This window comes from Streptomyces sp. NPDC057623, assembly GCF_042800355.1.
GTDB lineage: Bacteria > Actinomycetota > Actinomycetes > Streptomycetales > Streptomycetaceae > Streptomyces.
Window position 1 is genome coordinate 80,925 of the sequence record NZ_JBHVGZ010000007.1, and the last position, 18,142, is coordinate 99,066.

Below are 18,142 nucleotides of genomic sequence, written 5' to 3' on the forward strand. Positions count from 1 at the left end.
CGACCCGGACTCGAAAATCTCTTGTTCGGCTGGTCGGACATCGTTCGAAAACTATTGACGCTGTGCCACACCCCGATTGACACTCTCGCAACACGACGTCACACAGCCGAAACGGCAGGGTGCCCATGGCCGAGGCCCCGCCATGCCTCAGCAGGGACTCCACATGCCGTACATCACACGCGCCCGCGCACGCGTGAGACGCCGGGCGGGCCGACTCGCCGGGCTGACCGCCGCGTCGCTGTTGCTGGGCCTCGCCGCACCCCTCGTTCCCGCACAGGCCGCCGACACGGCCGAAGCGGCGGAGATCACCGACGGACTCGCCCTCTGGTACAAGCTCGACGCCGCCTCCGGCGCCACGGTGCCCGACGCCTCCGGCAACGGCCGCGACGGCACGGTCAACGGCGCCGCGGACTGGTCGGGCACCGGCCAGGGGCTCGCCTTCAACGGCTCGGACACCTACGTCAAGGTGCCGAACGACGTCATGAAGGGCATGGACGCGATCACCGTCTCGCTGGACGTGCAGATCGACTCCGCGCAGAGCACGCCGTACTTCCTCTACGGCTTCGGCAACTCCAGCGGCGGCACCGGGAACGGCTACCTGTTCGCCACCGGCAACTCCCTGCGGACGTCCATCGCGAGCGGCAACTGGTCGACCGAGCAGACCACCAAACCCGCCGACTCCCACAACCTCACGCGCTCGGCCTGGAAACACCTCACCTACACCCAGACCGGTAACACGGGGGTGCTCTACGAGGACGGCGTCGAGGTCGGCCGCAACACCTCCGTCAGCATCACCCCGGGCTCGATCGGCTCCGGCATCACCACAGCCAACTACCTGGGCAAGTCGGTCTACTCCGGCGACAAGCTCTTCAAGGGCCGGATCCGCGACTTCCGGGTCTACAATCGCGCACTCGCCGGCTCCGAGGTCGAGCAGCTCGCCCTCCCCGTCGCCACCCAGGGCGTCGCCGACGACAAGGCAGCCCTGAGCCTCGGTGACACCAGCGCCGTCACGGCCGACCTCGACCTGCCGAAGACCGGCACGGCGGGCGGGTCCGCGATCAGCTGGGCCAGCGACAACCCGGCCGCCGTGTCCGACTCGGGCAAGGTGACCCGCCCCGCCGCCGGTCAGCCCGACGCCCACGCCACGCTCACGGCGACCCTGAAGAAGGGCTCCGTGACCGACACCAGGACCTTCGAGGTCACGGTGGTCCCCGACTTCGACGACCGGACCGCCACGGAGCAGGCCGCCGAGGCCCTCACGGTCCGCAACCTCGACGACGTACGCGGCAATCTCACCCTCCCGGCGACCGGCGCCTACGGCACCGACGTCACCTGGTCCTCCGCGACCCCGGACGTCATCGCCGCCGACGGCGTGGTCCACCGCCCGGCGCACGACGAGGGCGCCACCACCGTCGAGCTGACCGCCACCGTCACCAAGGGCGAGGCGAAGGCGACCCGCACGTTCACCGCGAAGGTGCCCGAACTGCCGAAGCACGAGGCCCTCAAGGGCTACATGTTCAGCTACTTCACCGGCGAGGGCACCTCGGACGGCGAGCAGCTCTACGCCGCGCTCAGCAAGGGAGACGACCCGCTGAAGTGGCGGGAGCTGAACGACGGCAAGCCCGTCCTGACCTCCACGCTCGGCGAGAAGGGCCTGCGCGACCCGTTCATCATCCGCTCCCCGGAAGGCGACAAGTTCTACCAGATCGCCACCGACCTGAGGATCTACGGCAACGGCGACTGGGACGCCTCCCAGCGCACCGGCAGCAAGTCCATCATGGTCTGGGAGTCCACCGACCTCGTCCACTGGACGAACCAGCGGCTGGTCAAGGTCTCCCCGGACAGCGCGGGCAACACCTGGGCGCCGGAAGCGTTCTACGACAAGCAGCGCGGTGAGTACGTCGTCTTCTGGGCGTCGAAGCTGTACGACAACGAGGCGCACTCGGGCGACACGTACAACCGCATGATGTACGCGACCACCCGCGACTTCTACACCTTCAGCGAGCCCAAGGTCTGGATCGACCGCGGCTACTCCGTCATCGACTCGACGGTGATCGAGCACGACGGGACGTACTTCCGCCTCTCCAAGGACGAGCGGAACAACACCTCCTCCACGCCCAACAGCAAGTTCGTCTTCGAGGAGAAGAGCGACTCCCTGCTGGACCTGTCCTGGGACGCGGTCGCCGAGGGCATCGGCAAGGGTGCGATGAACGCGGCCGAGGGGCCGCTGGTGTTCAAGTCGAACACCGAGGACAAGTGGTACGCGTTCCTGGACGAGTTCGGCGGCCGCGGCTACATCCCCTTCGAGACGACGGACCTCGCGTCCGGCTCCTGGACCCCGTCCACGGGCTACGACCTCCCGGCCAAGCCGCGCCACGGCACGGTGCTCCCGGTCACCCAGGCCGAGTACGACCGCCTCCTGCGCGCCTACCAGCCGGACCAGGTGGTGGCGGACGTCGAGGACGTGACGGTGAAGACGGGGATCGGTAAGGCCCCGGTCCTCCCGGCGACCGTGATCGCCGAGTACGCCGACGGCGTCAAGCGTCCCGTCTCCGTGACCTGGGAGGACGTCCCGGCGTCGAAGTACGCCCAGGCCGGCACCTTCACCGTGACCGGCAGCCTGCCCGACGGCGCCGCGCTCCCGGTGCGGGCCGAGGTCACCGTCTCGGAGGAGGGCGCGGACGTCCCGGCGGACCTGCTCCTGCACTACGGCTTCGACGAGACCGGCGGCAACATCGCCCGCGACTCCAGCGGCCACGGCTACCACGGCACCTACGTCCGTACGCCCGACTTCGGCACCGGCGTCGAGGACGGCTCGTTCCGGATGTCCGGCGCCTCCGACTCGCCCTATGTGAAGATCCCGAACGGCGTGCTGAAGAACGCCGACAGCGTCACCGTCTCGACGTACGCCAAGTGGAAGGGCGGGGACAACTTCCAGTGGCTGTTCGGGCTGGGTCCTGACAGCAACAAGTACCTCTTCGCCACCCCCTCCAACGGCGGGTCCAGCCTCTACTCGGCCATCACGAAGGCGAGTTGGTCGGCGGAGTCGAAGCTGACGGCCGGCTCGCGGCTCAAGCCCGGCGAGTGGCAGCACGTCACCGTCACCCTCGACGGCACGACCGGCGCGATGATCCTCTACGTGGACGGCATCGAGGCGGCCCGCACGACGACCACCATCAAGCCGTCCGAGCTGTACGACGCGAACAAGGACTACGCCGGCTACATCGGCCGGTCCATGTACGCGCCCGACCCGTACTTCGGCGGCGAGGTCGACGACTTCCGCGTCTACGACCGGGCCCTCACGGCCGCCGAGGTCATGGAGCTCAGCGGCAACACCGCGGGCATCGCGAAGGCGACGCACCCCGCGCTGAAGGTCGACGCGCTCATCGACAACTCCGGCAGCCGGATCACACTGCCGATGAAGGAGGGCACGGATCTCACGGCCCTCGCCCCGGAGTTCACCCTGGCGCACGGCGCGGCGATCAGCCCCGCCTCCGGCAGCGTGCGGGACTTCAGCAAGCCGGTGACGTACGAGGTGACCGGCTCCGACGGCACGAAGCGCACCTGGACCGTCTCGGCGCTCGTGATGAGGAGCCCGGTGCTGCCGGGTCTCAACGCCGACCCGAACATCGTGCGGTTCGGCGACACCTTCTACCTCTACCCGACGACCGACGGCTTCGAGGGCTGGAGCGGTACGCAGTTCAAGGCGTACTCCTCCACCGACCTGGTCCACTGGAAGGACCACGGCGTCATCCTCGACCTGGGTCCGGACGTCTCCTGGGCGGACAGCAGGGCCTGGGCGCCTACGATCGCCGAGAAGGACGGGAAGTACTACTTCTACTTCTGTGCCGACGCCAACATCGGCGTCGCGGTGTCCGACTCGCCGACCGGACCGTTCAAGGACGCGCTCGGCGCGCCGCTGCTCAAGGCGGGCCAGCTGAGCGGCCAGATGATCGACCCGGCCGTGTTCACGGACGACGACGGGCAGTCGTACCTCTACTGGGGCAACGGCCGTGCCTACGTCGCTCCGCTCAACGCCGACATGACATCCATCGACACGTCGAAGATCAAGGACATCACCCCGAGCGGCTACAACGAGGGCACCTTCGTCATCAAGCGCAAGGGCACCTACTACTTCATGTGGTCGGAGAACGACACCCGGGACGAGAACTACCGCGTCGCCTACGCGACCGGCCCCTCCCCCACCGGCCCGTGGACCAAGCGCGGCGTGATCCTGGAGAAGGACCTCTCCCTCGGCATCAAGGGACCCGGCCACCACTCGGTCGTCCATGTCCCGAACACCGACGACTGGTACATCGCCTATCACCGGTTCGCCATCCCGGGCGGTGACGGCACCCACCGCGAAACGACCGTCGACCAGCTGGAGTTCGACGCCGACGGACTGATCAGGAAGGTCGTGCCCACCCTCACCGGCATCGACCCGGTGACCGTCGTGCACGCCGGTCCGGACAGCAGCGGGAAGGAGGGCGACGCGATCGCGCTGAACGGCACGATCTCCGGTGCGGGCAGCCCGAAGTGGACGGTCGAGGAGGGCGCGCCCTGCACGGTCGCCGACGCCAAGGCCGCGCGGACCACGATCACCTGCACCGACGACGGCACGTACGACGTCACCCTGACCGGCGGCCGCGGCGCCGACACGGCCACCGTCGACGTCGCCAACGCGGCACCGGCGATCACCTCGGCGACCGGCCCGAAGTCCGCCGTGCCGGTCCGCCAACGCACCACGGTCACCGCCGGCTTCGGCGATGCGGGCGCCCGGGACTCCCACACCTGCACCGTCGACTGGAAGGACGGCACCGCCCCCACCACCGGCACGGTCACCGGCACCGACTGCCGGGCCGAGCACACCTACACCAAGGCCGGCCTGCACCGTCCGGTGATCACGGTCACCGACGACGACGGCGCCTCGGACAGCACCACGCTCCCCGAGCTGGCCGTCTACGACCGCGCCGCGGGCCCCGCACTCGGCACCGGCGTGATCACCTCCCCGGCCGGGGCCTACCCGGCCAAGCCCGATCTGACCGGCAAGGCGGCCTTCTCCTTCGCCGTCGCGTACGGCAAGGGAGCGACCGTTCCCACGGGCAAGGCCACCTTCGACCTGGGGCCGGCCAGACTGAAGTTCCGCTCCACCGGCTCCGACTGGCTCGTGGTCACCGGATCCCGTGCGGTCTACCAGGGCTCCGGCACTGTCGACGGCAGCGGCGGCTACGTCTTCCGGATCACGGCGACGGACGGCCCGGACACCTTCCGTATCAAGATCTGGAAGAAGTCCACGGGTGACGTCGTCTACGACAACGCCGACGGGGCGAGGACCACGGGCCTCCTCACGATCGGGAAAGGCCGGTGACAACCCCGCGCTGTCCGGACCCCGGAGATCGTGGGGGTCAACCCTGAGCCCGGCTCGGGACGTTCCCTGGTTCCGTCCCTGATCTCGGTCGTGAACGGTTGTGGCCACCCTCGGCTCGCTGTGAGGCTCGTCGAGGAGTGGCCACTCCTGTGTTCCGTGATCCGAGCAGTGTCAGAAGTGCCAGGAGGAACTCTGTGCAACCGTTCAGGAAGGCGCTCACCGGGGCGCTCGCGGCAGGCGTGCTCGCGGCCGGCGCGCTGGTGCTCGGCCCCGGCATGGCGGACGCCGACGCGCCTGTCGCGGCCGACCGCTTATCGGCGGGCCCGTCGGGTCCGCCCGCTCCGATCGACTGGAAACCGTGCCCTGACCATCCCACCGCCGAGTGCGGCACCCTGCGGCTGCCGGTCGACTGGGCGCACCCGGCGGGCGCGAAGTTCGACATGGCGGTGGCGCGGCGAAAGGCGACCGACCCCGACCGCCGGGTCGGCGCGCTCCTGGTCAACCCGGGCGGACCGGGCGACCCGGGGGTGGACTTCGCCCTCACCCGTGCGCCCGGCCAGTTCAGCAAGGAGCTCCAGGCCACGTTCGACATCGTCGGCTTCGATCCGCGCGGTGTCGGCCGCAGCCAACCGGTGAAGTGCTCGACGGAACTGCTCGACCGGGCGCCGTCCCCGTACCCCCGCGACCAGGCGGAGTTCGACCGCCTGGCCGCCTACAACCGGGAGCTGCGCGAGGACTGCCGGCGGCACAGCGGCCCGATCTTCGACCACGCCGACACCCTGGGCGTCGTCCGGGACATGGAGGCCCTGCGCAGATCGCTGGGCGAGGACAGGCTCAACTACTTCGGGCACTCCTACGGCACGCTGATCGGCGAGCAGTACGCGGAGCTGTACGGCGACCGGATCCGTGCCATGGCCCTGACCGCGAACATCGACCACAGCCTGGGCACCCGGGACTTCGTGGTCTCCTCCGCCGTCGCCGCCGAGGACTCCTTCCACGAGTTCGTGCAGTGGTGCGAGCGCTCGCCGTCCTGCGCGCTGCACGGCCGCGATGTCACCGCCGTCTGGGACGCCCTGCTCGCCCGGGCCGACCGGGGCGAGATCCGGGATCCGGAGGACCCCGGCCGGACCCTCTCCGCGAACGACATCAGCTTCTTCGCCTTCAGGTACAAGTTCTACGGCCCGGACTACGACGAGCTCGCCGACTACGTGGCCGGACTCGAAGCGCAGCCCGGGCGGAGTTCCCCCGCCGATCAGCGGCCGGGCGCATCGGGGGCGACCGCTGCCGAGGACACCGGGCAGCAGACGCGGGCCGAGCCCTTCTCCGCGGTGTTCTGCCAGGACTGGCGTGTCCGGCCCAGGGATCACCGGGAGTTCGCCCGGCTCACCGCGGCCGAACTGCGGGCGGCTCCGCACTTGCGCGGCTCACCGCGCGTCCACGCAGCGCTGGCCGGGTGCGTCGGCTGGCCGGACGAGGTGAACAACCCGCAGCACCCCCTGCGCATCACGAAGGCGCCGAGGATCCTGATGCTGCACTCCCGCCACGACCCGGCGAACAACTACGCGTGGGCGACCAATGTGCACCGGCAGACCCGCGGGACGACCGTACTGCTGACCTACGAGGGCGCGGGACACAGCGTCTACGGGCGCAGTGACTGCACGCGCGGTGCGGTGGACGGCTACCTCGTGTCCCTGACCGTTCCGAAGGACGGCAGCCGCTGCCCCGCGGTCGGTCCGGGCGCCTGAGAGGCGTGGTCGGCACATTCGGCAGGCATCCGTGAAACCGCGGTGAAACCAGGCGGAAGCCGCGCCCCAGGAGGCTCTGGGGCGCGGGTCGGGAACCTCACGGCCCGAGCCGACGTGCCGTCCACGACCGGAAAGGCCCTGCCATGACCGAGGCTCTCCACCTCACGCCCGAACTCGTCGAGGACCCCGTCCGCGGCTACGCCGGACTGCGCGCCCGCCCCGGCCTCGGCCACGCGGTCCTGCCGGGCCTGAGCACGCCGGTACGGCTCCTCACCCGCTTCGACGACGTCCGGGCCGCCCTCACCGAGCCGCGCCTGATCCGGGACCGCACCTCCGTGCCCGGTGGTTCCGACATGCCGGACCCGCAGGCCGAGTTGCTGTCCCAGGGCATGGAGGGCCTCCCGGCGGAGTACGTCCCCTACCTGTCCGGGCACCTGGCGCTGTTCGACGGCGACGAGCACACCCGGCGGCGCGGACCGCTCACCCGCGCCTTCACCGCCCGCCGGGTGTCCGCGCTGCGCCCCTTCGTGGAGAAGACCGCCCGCGACCTGATCGCGACCCTCGCCGAACGCGAACAGGTCGATCTGCTCGGCGAGTTCGCCTATCCGCTCAGCACGGCCGTGATCTGCGAGCTGGTCGGGGTCGACAGCGCCGACCAGGACCGGGTCCGCGCCTGGATCCGGGACTTCGCGTACGGCGACGGCAGCGGGATCGCCGAGGGGCTGGCCGGCATCGTGGAGTACACCAAGGACCTGGTCGCCCGGCGCCGCGCCGAACCCACCGACGACCTGGTCTCGGCGCTGCTGGCGGACGGCGGGCTGAGCGACGACGAGATCGTCAGCGCCTTCTTCCTGCTGATCAACACCGGTATCACCCCGCCCGCCCTGTTCCTCGCCCACGGCGTCCTCGCCCTGCTCGACCACCCGGAGCAGCTGCGGCGGCTGCGCGCCGAGCCGGAACTGCTCGCGCGCGCGGTGCCCGAACTCCTGCGGTACGTCACGCTGGTGCGCATCGGCGCCACCCTGTACGCGGCCGAGGACTTCGAGTTCGCCGGTACGTTCCTGATGAAGGGGGAGGCGGTGACGGTCGCCCTGTTCGGCGCCGACCACGACCCCGCCGTGTACGAGGCTCCCGAACGGCTCGACATCACGCGGGAGTTCGGGCGCGGCGACGGTCACCTCGCCTTCGGGCACGGCCCGCACCACTGCATCGGTGCGGCGCTGGGCCGGGTCCTGACCGCCGTCGTGTTCGAGGAGCTGCTGGTGCGGCGGTCCGCCGCGCCCGTGCTGGCCGTGGACCGTGCCGACGTGGAGTTCGGGCACTGGCCCGGCGACGGCTTCCACCTGGTGCGGCTGCCGGTCACGCTCTGAGCCGCCGCCTCAGCGGCCGCCGCCGAGCTCCGCGAGCACGGCCTCGCCCAGCGCCTCCGGGTCCAGGTCGGCGTACGTGGACACCGCGTCCTCGTACGCCGCCTTGTCCGCGTTCGAGGCGGCCTCGCGGGAGACGGCCGAGGACATCGTCGGCTGGAAGTTGCGCAGGGCGCGGAAACGGTCGGCGAGCGCGAGCAGCCGTACGCCCCGCGCCGTCGCGCCGGTGGCCAGGTCGACCGTCCCGAGGGCGAGCAGCAGTGCCCCGCACACCGGGAAGTCGACCGTCACCCGGTTCGGGGCGACCTTGGGGCGGGTCAGCAGCGTGGTCACCCGGTCCGGGAGGGCCGCCGCGATGCCGGGGACGAGGTCGAGGCCGCCGTGCCGGGCGTGGGCGGTCACGGCGACCGCCTGGAGCTCCAGCACCCAGGGTTCCATGACGAGTTCGTCGCCGAAGACGGGGCCCGCGCCGCGCTCCAGCCGGGCCACGGCACGGCGCCACAGGCCCAGCCCGGTGTCGATGTCACCACGGGCGAGGGCGATCTCGGCGCGGGCGCCCAGGTCGGGGATGAACGCGTCGGAGCCCGCACCGTCGGGCTGGTGCCGCAGGGCCTCCGCGAGCCAGTGCTCGGCCGCGTCGAGATCCCCGGTCTGGAGGTTGGCGAGCATCATGCCCCAGCGCAGCCCGATCGGGTCGCCCCACTCGCCGTACTCCTCCAACGCCTCCAGTGCTGACCGCACGTGGACGAGGGCCTCGGCGCCCCGTTCCGTCTGGAGGCACAGCTCGGCGACGCGCGAGGCGGGCCAGAACCTGAGCAGGGGGATGTCCCGGTCGCCGAGGGCCGCCTCCATCCGGCGGGCGGCGTCCAGGGCCCGGTCCGGCTGGTGCTCGCTCTGCCACACGTAGCTGGCCAGGCAGTTGGCGACGCCGGCGAGCAGCGGGGCGTCGCTGTCGCACAGCGCCTGCAGCGCGCTGCGGTCGCCGAGCACCTCGGGCAGGGCGGACAGCACGGTCGCGACGGCGCGGACGAGGGTGTCCGGCGGGGCGGGCGGCAGCCGACGCAGGGTGACGAGGGTGCGGACGGCGCCGGGGCCGACGCCGAGGAAGATGTTGGCGGTGGTCAGGGCGGCGGCGGTGCGGGCCGGTTCGACGTAGTCGGGGCCGGGCCGGTAGTGGGAGAGCAGCCCGGCGGTGTCCGCGGTGAGGGCGATCAGCCGGGCGTAGTTGGCGTCGGTGGTCCACAGGCCGGCCAGGACGGCGGTGACCGGGGCGACGGTGTCGGCGTCCGCGCGGGCGAGCGCGATCCGCACGGCCTGGACGAGGTTGTCCTGCTCGGCGCGGACCAGGTGCCAGGAGGTCAGGGGGTCGGCCCCGAAGGGCGCGTCGTGGTGCTCGACCCCGAAGTCCCGTGCCCAGTGCAGGAACCGTTCCTCGACCGCCGTGTCCTCACCGGCCCGCTCGCGCCGCGCGGCGGCGAACTCCCGCACGGTCTCCAGCATCCGGAAGCGGCTGCCGCAGGCGGTGTCGGCCACCTTGAGCAGGGACTGGTCGACGAGGTCCGCCAGCACGTCCAGGGTGTCGTCCTCGCCGAGGAGGTCCGCGAGGACGTGTTCGGCCGCGGTGGCGGTGAAGCCGCCGGGGAAGACGGCGAGGGCACGCAGGGCGGTCCGGCCCGCCGGTTCGAGCAGGTTCCAGCTCCAGTCCACGACGGCGTGCAGGGTGCGGTGCCGCTGGGGCGCGTCGCGGGGGCCGCCGCGCAGCAGGGCGAACCGGTCCTCCAGGCGGCGGGCGATCTCGGCGACCGACATCACCCGGACCCGGGCGGCGGCGAGTTCGGTGGCGAGCGGCAGCCCGTCGAGGCGGCGACACAGGTCGGCCACGGCGTCGGCGGGCAGCTCGACGCCGGGGCGGGCGGCGCGGGCGCGCTGTTCGAACAGCTCGACGGTGGTGGCCGGGTCCAGCTCGGGCAGCGGGTGGACGGCCTCGGAGGACAGTCCGAGCGGGGCGCGGCTGGTGGTGAGGACGCTGACGTTCCGGGTCATCGACACGAGGGCCTGGACGAGGCCGGCGACGCCGGAGACGACCTGCTCGCAGTTGTCCAGGACGAGCAGCGCCGGCCCTGGACCGAGGGCGCCGACGATGCCGGCGAGCGCGTCGGCGGACGGTCCGAAGCCGCCGGCGGGGGCGCGCAGGCTCTCGCCGACGCCGAGCGCCGAGGCGACCTCGCCCGCGACGTCGGCGTCCAGCCGGACACCGGCGAGCGGCACCAGATGCACGACCCGGTGTCCGGCCTCGCGCGCGACGGCGTTCGCGAGGCGCGTCTTGCCGAGGCCGCCCGGCCCGACGACGGACGTGACCCGTGAGCTGTGGATCAGCCGGGTGACGGCGGTGATGTCGGTCTCCCGCCCGAGCAGCGGGTTCGGTTCGTGCGGCACCCCGCGCCGTACGACGGGTGCCTGGCCCCGCAGCAGCTCCTGGTGCAGCTCCTGGAGGGCCGGACCCGGATCGGTGCCGAGCTCGTCGCGCAGGCGGCGCCGATGGGTGTCGTACGTCGCCAGCGCGGCGGCCGCTCCGGCGGTGGCCTCCTGACAGCGCATCAGCTCCAGGAGCGGTTCCTCGTCGAGGGGGTGCGCGGCCACCAGTTCGCCGAGCGGCCCCACCGCCTCCTCCCGGCGCCCCGAGCGGGCCAGCGAGAGGGCCCGTAGCCGCACCAGCGTCAGGTGCGTGGCGCCCAGTTCGAGGCGCAGGGCCACCAGGGGGTCACCGAGGAGGGCCCCTTCCGCGGGGCTCCCGTCCCACAGGCCGAGCCCCGCCTCGGCCTCGGCGACCGCACCGTGATGGTCCCCGGCCCGCGCCTTGTCCCCTCCGGCGGCGGCGTGCAGCTGGACGGCCCAGGCGTCGACCTGGTCCTCGCGCAGGGCGATGCGGTAGCCGGTGGGGGTGTTCGCGATGACCTCCGCGCCCAGCAGCGAACGGGCCCGGGAGACCAGGATCTGGAGCGCCTTGGTCGGGTTCCCGGGCTGCTCGTCCGGCCACAGCCCGGCCACGAGCCGGCCCGTGCCGCATCCGGACCGCGGCTCCCCGGCCAGCAGCGCGAGCAGCCCGCGCAGGCGGGGCGCGGTGATCTCCCTGCCCCGGTGGGACACGGACGTCAGCAGCTCCAGCTCGATGGTCACCCGAGCAGAGTAGTCATAACGGGTGGTCAGAACAGTGGTCAGAGGGATGATCGGAAGGGCGGCCGGAGGGAATGGCCGGGCAGAACGGGTGCAACCCTCTCGCAACGTCGCGCGTGCTGCCCTTGTCGCCATGTATGAGGAGACCCCGCGCGTCGAGCTCACCCCCGCGGCCGCCGACCTGCTGCGCCGTCTGCGCGCGACGCACGGCCCGCTGATGTTCCACCAGTCCGGCGGCTGCTGCGACGGCAGCGCGCCGATGTGCTATCCGGCGGGCGAGTTCCGCACGGGCGGCTCGGACGTGCTGCTCGCGGAGCTGCACGTCGAGGGGGTGGCGGAGCCGGTGACGTTCTGGATGGCACGCAGCCAGTACGAGGCGTGGAGCCACACCCGGCTGATCGTCGATGTCGTCGAGGGCCGGGGCAGCGGGTTCTCCCTGGAGGCACCCGAGGGGGTGCGTTTCCTCACCCGTTCCCGCGTCGTCGGCGCCTAGCGGCCCCGTGGCTCATCGCGGTCTGGTGCACTTCCCCTGAGTCCTGCCACATTTGACGAGACATCAGGGGGGAATCGTGACACGTCGCCAGAAACGGTTCGGAGCTGCCAGAGCGGCCCTCACGTTGCTCACGGCACTCGGCACGCTGGCCGGTGGGGCCCTGGCGGGGGCGGCACCGGCCGGCGCCGCGCAGGACACCCCGATCGCGCCGGGAGTCACGTACGAGGAGTTCGACATCGCGGCGGGGCGGGGCACCGCGCACGCCCACGTCCTCACCGTCGACCTGCGCGATCCGCGGGTACGTCTCGATCTGCTGCGTCCGGGGGCGGTGGCGGCGCGGGCCACCGTCTCGCGGCAGGCCACCGCCCAGGGCGCCGTCGCGGGCGTGAACGGCGACTTCTTCAACATCAGCGAGGCCCAGCATCCGGGGGTCCAGGCGACCGGCGCGAGCGTGGGCCCGGCGATCGCGAGCGGCCGGGCGCTGAAGGCGGCGGTGCCCGACGGCCAGCGTTTCGGGCCCGCGCTGCCGCCCGGCACGAGCACCGAGAACGTGTTCGGTGTGGGCGTCGACCGGCGCGCCCGGCTGGACGGCCTGAGCCTCGTCGGCTCGGTCGACACCCCCGAGGGCCGGCTGCCCCTGCGCGGGCTCAACCAGTACGCGCTGCCCGTGGGCTCCGTCGGGGCGTTCACCACCAAGTGGGGCAGCGCCTCCCGGGTCCGCGCCACCTGCGGCACGGACACCGACCGGGCGGCCCCGTGCAGCGCCGACACCTACGAGGTGACGGTCCGCGACGGCCGGGTCGTGTCGACCGCCGAGACTCCTGGGAGCGGGCCCATCGGCCCGGACACGACCGTCCTCGTGGGCCGGGAGGCGGGGGCGCAGCGGTTGCGGGAGCTCGCGGCGGGCGAGCAGGTGACGGTACGGCACCGGCTGGTGGCGGCGACGTCACGTGTCCCGTTCCGCTTCGCCCTCGGCGGCTATCCCGTCCTCGACGGCGGACAGCCGTTGCCCGGCCTCGACGACAGGGTCTCGGCCGTGCGCACGGCCGTGGGCATCGCGGACGGCGGACGGCGCCTGCTGCTGCTCGCGCTGGACGGTGCGCCCGGGTACCGCACCGGTCTGACCATCGCGGAAGTGGCGTCCGTCATGCGGAAGCTGGGCTCGGCCGACGCCTTCAGCCTGGACGGTGGCGGTTCGTCGACGCTGGTCGCCCGCGCGCCGGGAGCGACGGCGGTCTCCGTGCGGAACCACCCGTCCGACGGCGTGGAACGCCCTGTCCCCAACGGCATCGGGGTCTTCTCGACCGGCTGACGGTCATGGTCCGACCGTCACGGTCTGAGGCTGCTGACGATGTCCGCCGTGGCCGTCAGACCGCTGTTGATGGTGGGCGCCATGCTGGTGCTGGCCAGGTAGAAGCCGAGCAGCAGGCACACCAGCGCATGGGTGATCTTCAGCCCGCCGTTGCGTACGAAGATCACCGCAAGGATGAACAGCAGCAACACCACTGAGATGGAAATGGCCATCGTCAATCTCCTCCGCCACGCCGTCTTGCCCGGTTCACGGCGTTCGGCCGCAAGTGTGGCGTAGCGGAGGGTTCGTCCGGGCGGCTGAGCTGTACGCCGAACGTGTGGTGTCCCGCCGACCGGTCCTAGGCCGTCCGGCGGCCGTCGAGGAAGGCTTGCAGACCGGCGAGGTCGTCGGTGTTGAGGAAGTCGGCGTCGGCGGCCAGCAGTTCGCCCCACAGGGCGTCGCGGGCGGGTCCGGCCACGTCCGGGGTGGCCCAGAAACGCACCTTCTGGCCTCGGGAGTGCGCCGCCTCGACGATGCCGCGCAGCTTGCGCCGCTCGGCGTCCGGGAAGGCGCCCACGCCGAGCCAGGTGAAGTTGAGCGTCCAGTTGTCGCTGATCAGCGGGATGAAGGAGGCGGGCGCGGAGCCGCCGAGGTCGGCGAGGCGGCCGTCGTAGAAGGCCCGGCGGACGGTCTGGCCCTCCATCGGCGTACGGGCCGCACGGTCGCCGGAGATGACGGCGGTGACCGCGCCCGGGAACACCCGGCCGTGGGCGTACGTCGTGAAGAGGTGCCGGTAGCGCTTCAGATGCCGGTCGAGTTCGAGGTACGTCGACGCGCCCTCGGTCTTGATGTCGATGAGCAGCTGGACCGGCCGGCGGTGTCCCCGGTACACGGAACCGTGGTTGGCCCTGACGCGGGCGGCCAGCGGGTCGAGGTAGAGGGACTCCAGCGTGCGGGTGGGGTCGAGGTCCTCGGGGTCGTGGGCCACGAGGAGCTGGTCGCCGGCCAGGTATATGTCGGCTTCGAGGCTGCCGAACCGGTGGTCGAGGGCGTCGAGGAGAGGACGCGGATGCTCGTAGTCGTTGTGGGCGTGTGCCCGCCACAACGGGCGCGGGCCGTGCGTCCGTTCGCCCGCCAGCGCTCGGGCGGCGGGCAGGGCGACGGTGCCCGCGAGGGCGGCGCCGAGGGTGAGGACTCTGCGACGGGTGGTGAGGGCCATGCTCTGCCTCCCTGGTGGGGCCGGTACGGAACCGCTGCGAGTATGCGATTCGCAGGGCCCGAAGAGCAGAGCTGTGCGGTGAGTTGGCCGGATGGCCGTCGGGCGTTCACTTCTTCCAAGGCGTGCACACCGGAAAGCCCGCCCCAGGTGGGGCGGGCTTTCCGTGCGCTTCGCTCAGGTGTACGTCAGGGAGCCCGGAGGTCGACGAGTTCGGCCAGCTCCGCACGGTGGGCGCCCGCCGTGCCGTAGGCGATCGAGTCGGCCTTGGCCCGCTTCAGATACAGATGGGCCGGGTGCTCCCAGGTCATCCCGATACCGGCGTGCAACTGCACGGCCTCCTCGGCGGCGTGCACGGCGACGGACGCCGCGTAGGACTGGGCGACGGCGACCGCCACATCGGCGTCCTCACCGGTCGCCAGCGCGTCGGCGGCGTTGCGGGCGGCCGCGCGCAGGCTGACGACCTCCAGCCACAGCTGGGCGAGCCGGTGCTTGAGGGCCTGGAAGCCGCCGACGGGGCGGTTGAACTGCTTGCGGTCCTTCAGATGGCGGACCGTCTCGGTCAACGTCCATTCGGCGAGGCCGAGTTGCTCGGAGGCGAGCAGTCCGGCTCCGGCGCGCAGGGCGCGGCGTACGGCCGGTTCGGCGTCGCCCAGCAGTCGGCCGGGCGCTCCGTCCAGGGTGACCGTCGCCAGGGGCCGGGTGAGGTCCAGCGACACCTGCGGGGTGACGGTCACCGCGCCGGCGTCCACCGCGTACAGCCCGCCGTCGTCCGCCGGCACGAGCAGCACGTCGGCGACGACCGCGTCCGCGATGGCGGTCAGCTCCCCGTGCAGGGTGCCGCCTTCATGCCGTACGACCTGGTAGGCGGCGCCGGGGCCGACGCTCAGCGCGACGGCGAGGGCACCGGTCCGCCGCCCGGTCGCCAGCTCGGCGAGCAGGCCGCCTTCGGCCGCGCAGGCGAGCAGGGCCTCGGTGGCCACCACGGCGCTCGTCAGATACGGCACCGGAGCGACCGCGCGCCCCAACTCCTCCAGCACTACGGCGACTTCGCGGTGCGTGGCACCCTGGCCGCCCTTCTCCTCGGGGACCAGGAGCCCCGCCAGGCCCATGCCGTCGGCGAGCGCCTTCCACGCCTGAAGGCTGTGCGGGGTGTCCGTCTCGGTGCGCGCGATGACACCGGGTGCGTCGCAGTGGTCGGCGAGCAGGTCCCGGACGGCCGCCCGCAGCGCCTCTTCCTCCTCCGAGTACAGCAGGTCGGTCATCGGGCCAGGTCCTTCCAGGCGACGTCCTTGTCGGTGCGCGGCTCGGCCGGCAGGCCCAGGACGCGCTCGGCGACGATGTTCAGCAGGACCTCACTGGTCCCGCCCTCGATGCTGTTGCCCTTGGAGCGGAGGTAGCGGTAGCCGGCGTCGCGGCCGGTGAAGTCCACGAGCTCCGGGCGGCGCATGGTCCAGTCGTCGTACAACAGGCCCTCCTCGCCGCGCAGTTCGACCTCCAGGCCGCTGATCTCCTGGTTGAGCCGGGCGAAGGCGAGCTTCATGCCGGCGCCCTCGGGGCCGGGCTGGCCGGCGACGAGCTGCTGGCGCAGCCGCTCGCCGGTGAGGCGGGCGACCTCGGCCTCGACCCACAGCTTCAGCAGCCGCTGGTGCAGATCGTGGGTGCGCAGTTCGGGGCGTTCCCGCCAGGTCTTGGAGATCGGGCCGATCATGCCGCCCTCGCGGGGCAGCCGCATACCGCCGATCGCCACGCGTTCGTTGTTCAGGGTGGTCTGCGCGACCCGCCAGCCGTCGCCGATCTCCCCCAGGCGGCGGGATTCCGGGATGCGGACGTCGGTGAGGAAGACCTCGTTGAACTCGGCCTCACCGGTGATCTGCCGCAGCGGCCGGACCTCGACGCCCGGGTCGGTCATGTCACAGAGGAAGTAGGTGATGCCCGCGTGCTTGGGCACGTCCGGATCGGTCCGGGCGATGAGGATGGCCCAGCGGGCGACGTGCGCGCTGGAGGTCCACACCTTCTGCCCGTTGACGACCCAGTCGTCGCCCTCCCGCACGGCCCGGGTACCCAGGGCCGCGAGGTCGGACCCGGCGCCCGGCTCGCTGAAGAGCTGGCACCAGACCTCCTCGCCGGTCCACAGCGGCCGCAGGTAGCGCCGCTTCTGCTCCTCGGTGCCGTACTGGAGGATGGTCGGGGCGGCCATGCCGAGGCCGATCCCGATGCGCCGGGGGTCGTTGTCGGGTGCGTCCGCGGCCTCCAGCTCGGCGTCCACGACGACCTGGAGGGAGCGGGGCGCGCCGAGTCCGCCGAGCCCCTCGGGGTAGTGCACCCACGCCAGGCCCGCGTCGAAGCGGGCGCGCAGGAAGTCCAGGCGGTCGGTGGTGGCCGGCGGGTGCGAGGCCAGCAACTCCGCTGTACGGCGGCGCAGTTCGGCGGCGTCGGTCATGCCGCTCCTCCTTCGGTGAGGCCCGGGATCACGGCGACGCGCCCCGTGGTGACGCCGTCGGCGACGCGCTGTACGGCGGCGGCGGCCCCGCTCAGCGGTACGCGCTCGCTCACCAGTGGCTTGACGGCGCCCCGGGCGGCCAGCTCGGTGAGCTGTTCGTGGCAGTGCTGGATCAGCTTCGGGTTCTTGGTGTTGTACAGGCCCCAGTGCAGGCCGAGGATCGAGTAGTTCTTCACCAGTGCGTGGTTGAGCGCCGGGCTGGGGATCGAGCCGCTGGCGAAGCCGACCACGACGATCCGGCCCTCGAAGGCGACGACCTTGGCGGACTGGGCGTAGGCCTCGCCGCCGACGGGGTCGTAGACGACGTCGGCGCCCCGGCCGCCGGTCGCCTCCTTCACGGCACCGATGACGTCCTCGGCACGCCGGTCGATGACGACGTCACAGCCCAGCTCCCGCGCCACGGCGGCCTTCTCCGCCCCGCCCACGACACCGATGACCCTCGCGCCGGCCGCCTTCCCGAGCTGCACGGCCGCGCTGCCGACCCCTCCTGCGGCAGCGTGGACCAGCAGCGTCTCCTCGGCTTCCAGCCCGGCCCGCCGGTGCAGACCGAACCAGCCCGTCTGGTACCCGATGTGCAGGGCGGCGGCCTCGGCGTCGTCCAGCGAGTCGGGCGCCGGCAGGACGGCGGCGGCGTCCGCGACGGCGTACTCGGCGAAGCCGCCGTAGGGCAGGGCAGGATTGGCGAGGACGCGGCGGCCGTCCTCGGTCTCGCCGCAGATCTCCACGCCCGGCGTGAAGGGCAGCGGTGGCCTGACCTGGTAGTGACCCCGGCAGAGCAGGGCGTCCGGGAAGTTGATGTTCGCGGCACGCACCTTCAGCAGGACCTGGCCGTCGCCGGGCGTGGGCGTCTCGATCTCGTCGAGCCGCATCACCTCGCTCGGCTCGCCGTTCTCGTGCACTTGCCATGCCTGCATGCGGTGCCTCCACGGGACTGCTTCGTCTGACCGGGGTCGCTACGCATACTAAGCGGTCGCTTGCCATTCGG

11 protein-coding genes are annotated in these 18,142 nt (G+C 72.1%); 5 read left to right on the top strand and 6 right to left on the bottom strand.

Features of this window, described 5'->3' with window-relative positions; genetic code table 11:
* The first annotated feature begins 163 nt into the window (after nt 1–163).
* The 3 genes from ACFU95_RS10215 (at nt 164) to ACFU95_RS10225 (ending at nt 8,483) form a co-directional block, all read left to right on the top strand.
* Complete coding sequence (locus ACFU95_RS10215) at nt 164–5,368, top strand: family 43 glycosylhydrolase (RefSeq protein WP_383824543.1); 5,205 nt, start codon at nt 164–166, stop codon at nt 5,366–5,368.
* A gap of 194 nt (nt 5,369–5,562) precedes the next feature.
* Nucleotides 5,563–7,113 carry an alpha/beta fold hydrolase gene (locus ACFU95_RS10220; protein ID WP_383824545.1) on the top strand — a complete coding sequence of 517 codons (1,551 nt, stop codon included), beginning with the start codon at nt 5,563–5,565 and terminating at the stop codon, nt 7,111–7,113.
* A gap of 143 nt (nt 7,114–7,256) precedes the next feature.
* Nucleotides 7,257–8,483 (top strand): cytochrome P450, encoded by a 1,227-nt coding sequence (locus ACFU95_RS10225; RefSeq protein WP_383824548.1) that lies wholly within the window; start codon nt 7,257–7,259, stop codon nt 8,481–8,483.
* Nucleotides 8,484–8,492: 9 nt separating this feature from the next.
* On the opposite strand, the gene ACFU95_RS10230 is transcribed toward ACFU95_RS10225, so the two are convergent.
* Nucleotides 8,493–11,657 (bottom strand): ATP-binding protein, encoded by a 3,165-nt coding sequence (locus ACFU95_RS10230; protein WP_383824551.1) that lies wholly within the window; start codon nt 11,655–11,657, stop codon nt 8,493–8,495.
* Between the two features lie 130 nt (nt 11,658–11,787).
* Here ACFU95_RS10230 and ACFU95_RS10235 point away from each other — a divergent pair, with 130 nt between their 5' ends.
* Both ACFU95_RS10235 and ACFU95_RS10240 read left to right on the top strand, forming a co-directional pair.
* Nucleotides 11,788–12,147, top strand: a complete 360-nt coding sequence (locus ACFU95_RS10235) for a DUF779 domain-containing protein (RefSeq protein WP_383824554.1) — start codon at nt 11,788–11,790, stop codon at nt 12,145–12,147.
* Between the two features lie 76 nt (nt 12,148–12,223).
* Entirely contained in the window at nt 12,224–13,459 is a 1,236-nt protein-coding gene (locus ACFU95_RS10240; protein ID WP_383824557.1) for a phosphodiester glycosidase family protein, read from the top strand.
* Between the two features lie 17 nt (nt 13,460–13,476).
* Here the strand turns inward: ACFU95_RS10240 and ACFU95_RS10245 are convergent, their stop codons facing one another.
* From ACFU95_RS10245 to ACFU95_RS10265, 5 genes are all read right to left on the bottom strand, one after another.
* Nucleotides 13,477–13,671: a hypothetical protein gene (locus ACFU95_RS10245; RefSeq protein WP_107912016.1), complete on the bottom strand. Its 195-nt coding sequence runs from the start codon at nt 13,669–13,671 to the stop codon at nt 13,477–13,479.
* 125 nt (nt 13,672–13,796) lie between these two features.
* Entirely contained in the window at nt 13,797–14,657 is an 861-nt protein-coding gene (locus tag ACFU95_RS10250; RefSeq protein ID WP_383824560.1) for a phosphatidylinositol-specific phospholipase C/glycerophosphodiester phosphodiesterase family protein, read from the bottom strand.
* Between the two features lie 185 nt (nt 14,658–14,842).
* Complete coding sequence (locus tag ACFU95_RS10255; RefSeq protein ID WP_383824563.1) at nt 14,843–15,919, bottom strand: acyl-CoA dehydrogenase family protein; 1,077 nt, start codon at nt 15,917–15,919, stop codon at nt 14,843–14,845.
* The gene (locus tag ACFU95_RS10260) at nt 15,916–17,097 is read right to left on the bottom strand and encodes an acyl-CoA dehydrogenase family protein (protein WP_383824565.1); all 1,182 of its coding nucleotides are present in this window, start codon (nt 17,095–17,097) and stop codon (nt 15,916–15,918) included. The genes ACFU95_RS10255 and ACFU95_RS10260 overlap by 4 nt, the downstream gene beginning before the upstream one ends.
* A complete protein-coding gene (locus ACFU95_RS10265; protein WP_383824568.1) occupies nt 17,094–18,071 on the bottom strand; it encodes an NADPH:quinone oxidoreductase family protein in 978 nt (325 codons plus the stop codon). The genes ACFU95_RS10260 and ACFU95_RS10265 overlap by 4 nt, the downstream gene beginning before the upstream one ends.
* Nucleotides 18,072–18,142: the final 71 nt, after the last annotated feature.

Bases quoted from the DNA above. Each gene is read 5' to 3' on its own strand.
- ACFU95_RS10215 (WP_383824543.1), top strand. From the start codon at position 164: ATGCCGTACATCACACGCGCCCGCGCACGCGTGAGACGCCGGGCGGGC.
- ACFU95_RS10245 (WP_107912016.1), bottom strand. From the start codon at position 13,671: ATGGCCATTTCCATCTCAGTGGTGTTGCTGCTGTTCATCCTTGCGGTG.
- ACFU95_RS10260 (WP_383824565.1), bottom strand. From the start codon at position 17,097: ATGACCGACGCCGCCGAACTGCGCCGCCGTACAGCGGAGTTGCTGGCC.
- ACFU95_RS10255 (WP_383824563.1), bottom strand. From the start codon at position 15,919: ATGACCGACCTGCTGTACTCGGAGGAGGAAGAGGCGCTGCGGGCGGCC.
- ACFU95_RS10225 (WP_383824548.1), top strand. From the start codon at position 7,257: ATGACCGAGGCTCTCCACCTCACGCCCGAACTCGTCGAGGACCCCGTC.
- ACFU95_RS10265 (WP_383824568.1), bottom strand. From the start codon at position 18,071: ATGCAGGCATGGCAAGTGCACGAGAACGGCGAGCCGAGCGAGGTGATG.
- ACFU95_RS10235 (WP_383824554.1), top strand. From the start codon at position 11,788: ATGTATGAGGAGACCCCGCGCGTCGAGCTCACCCCCGCGGCCGCCGAC.
- ACFU95_RS10250 (WP_383824560.1), bottom strand. From the start codon at position 14,657: ATGGCCCTCACCACCCGTCGCAGAGTCCTCACCCTCGGCGCCGCCCTC.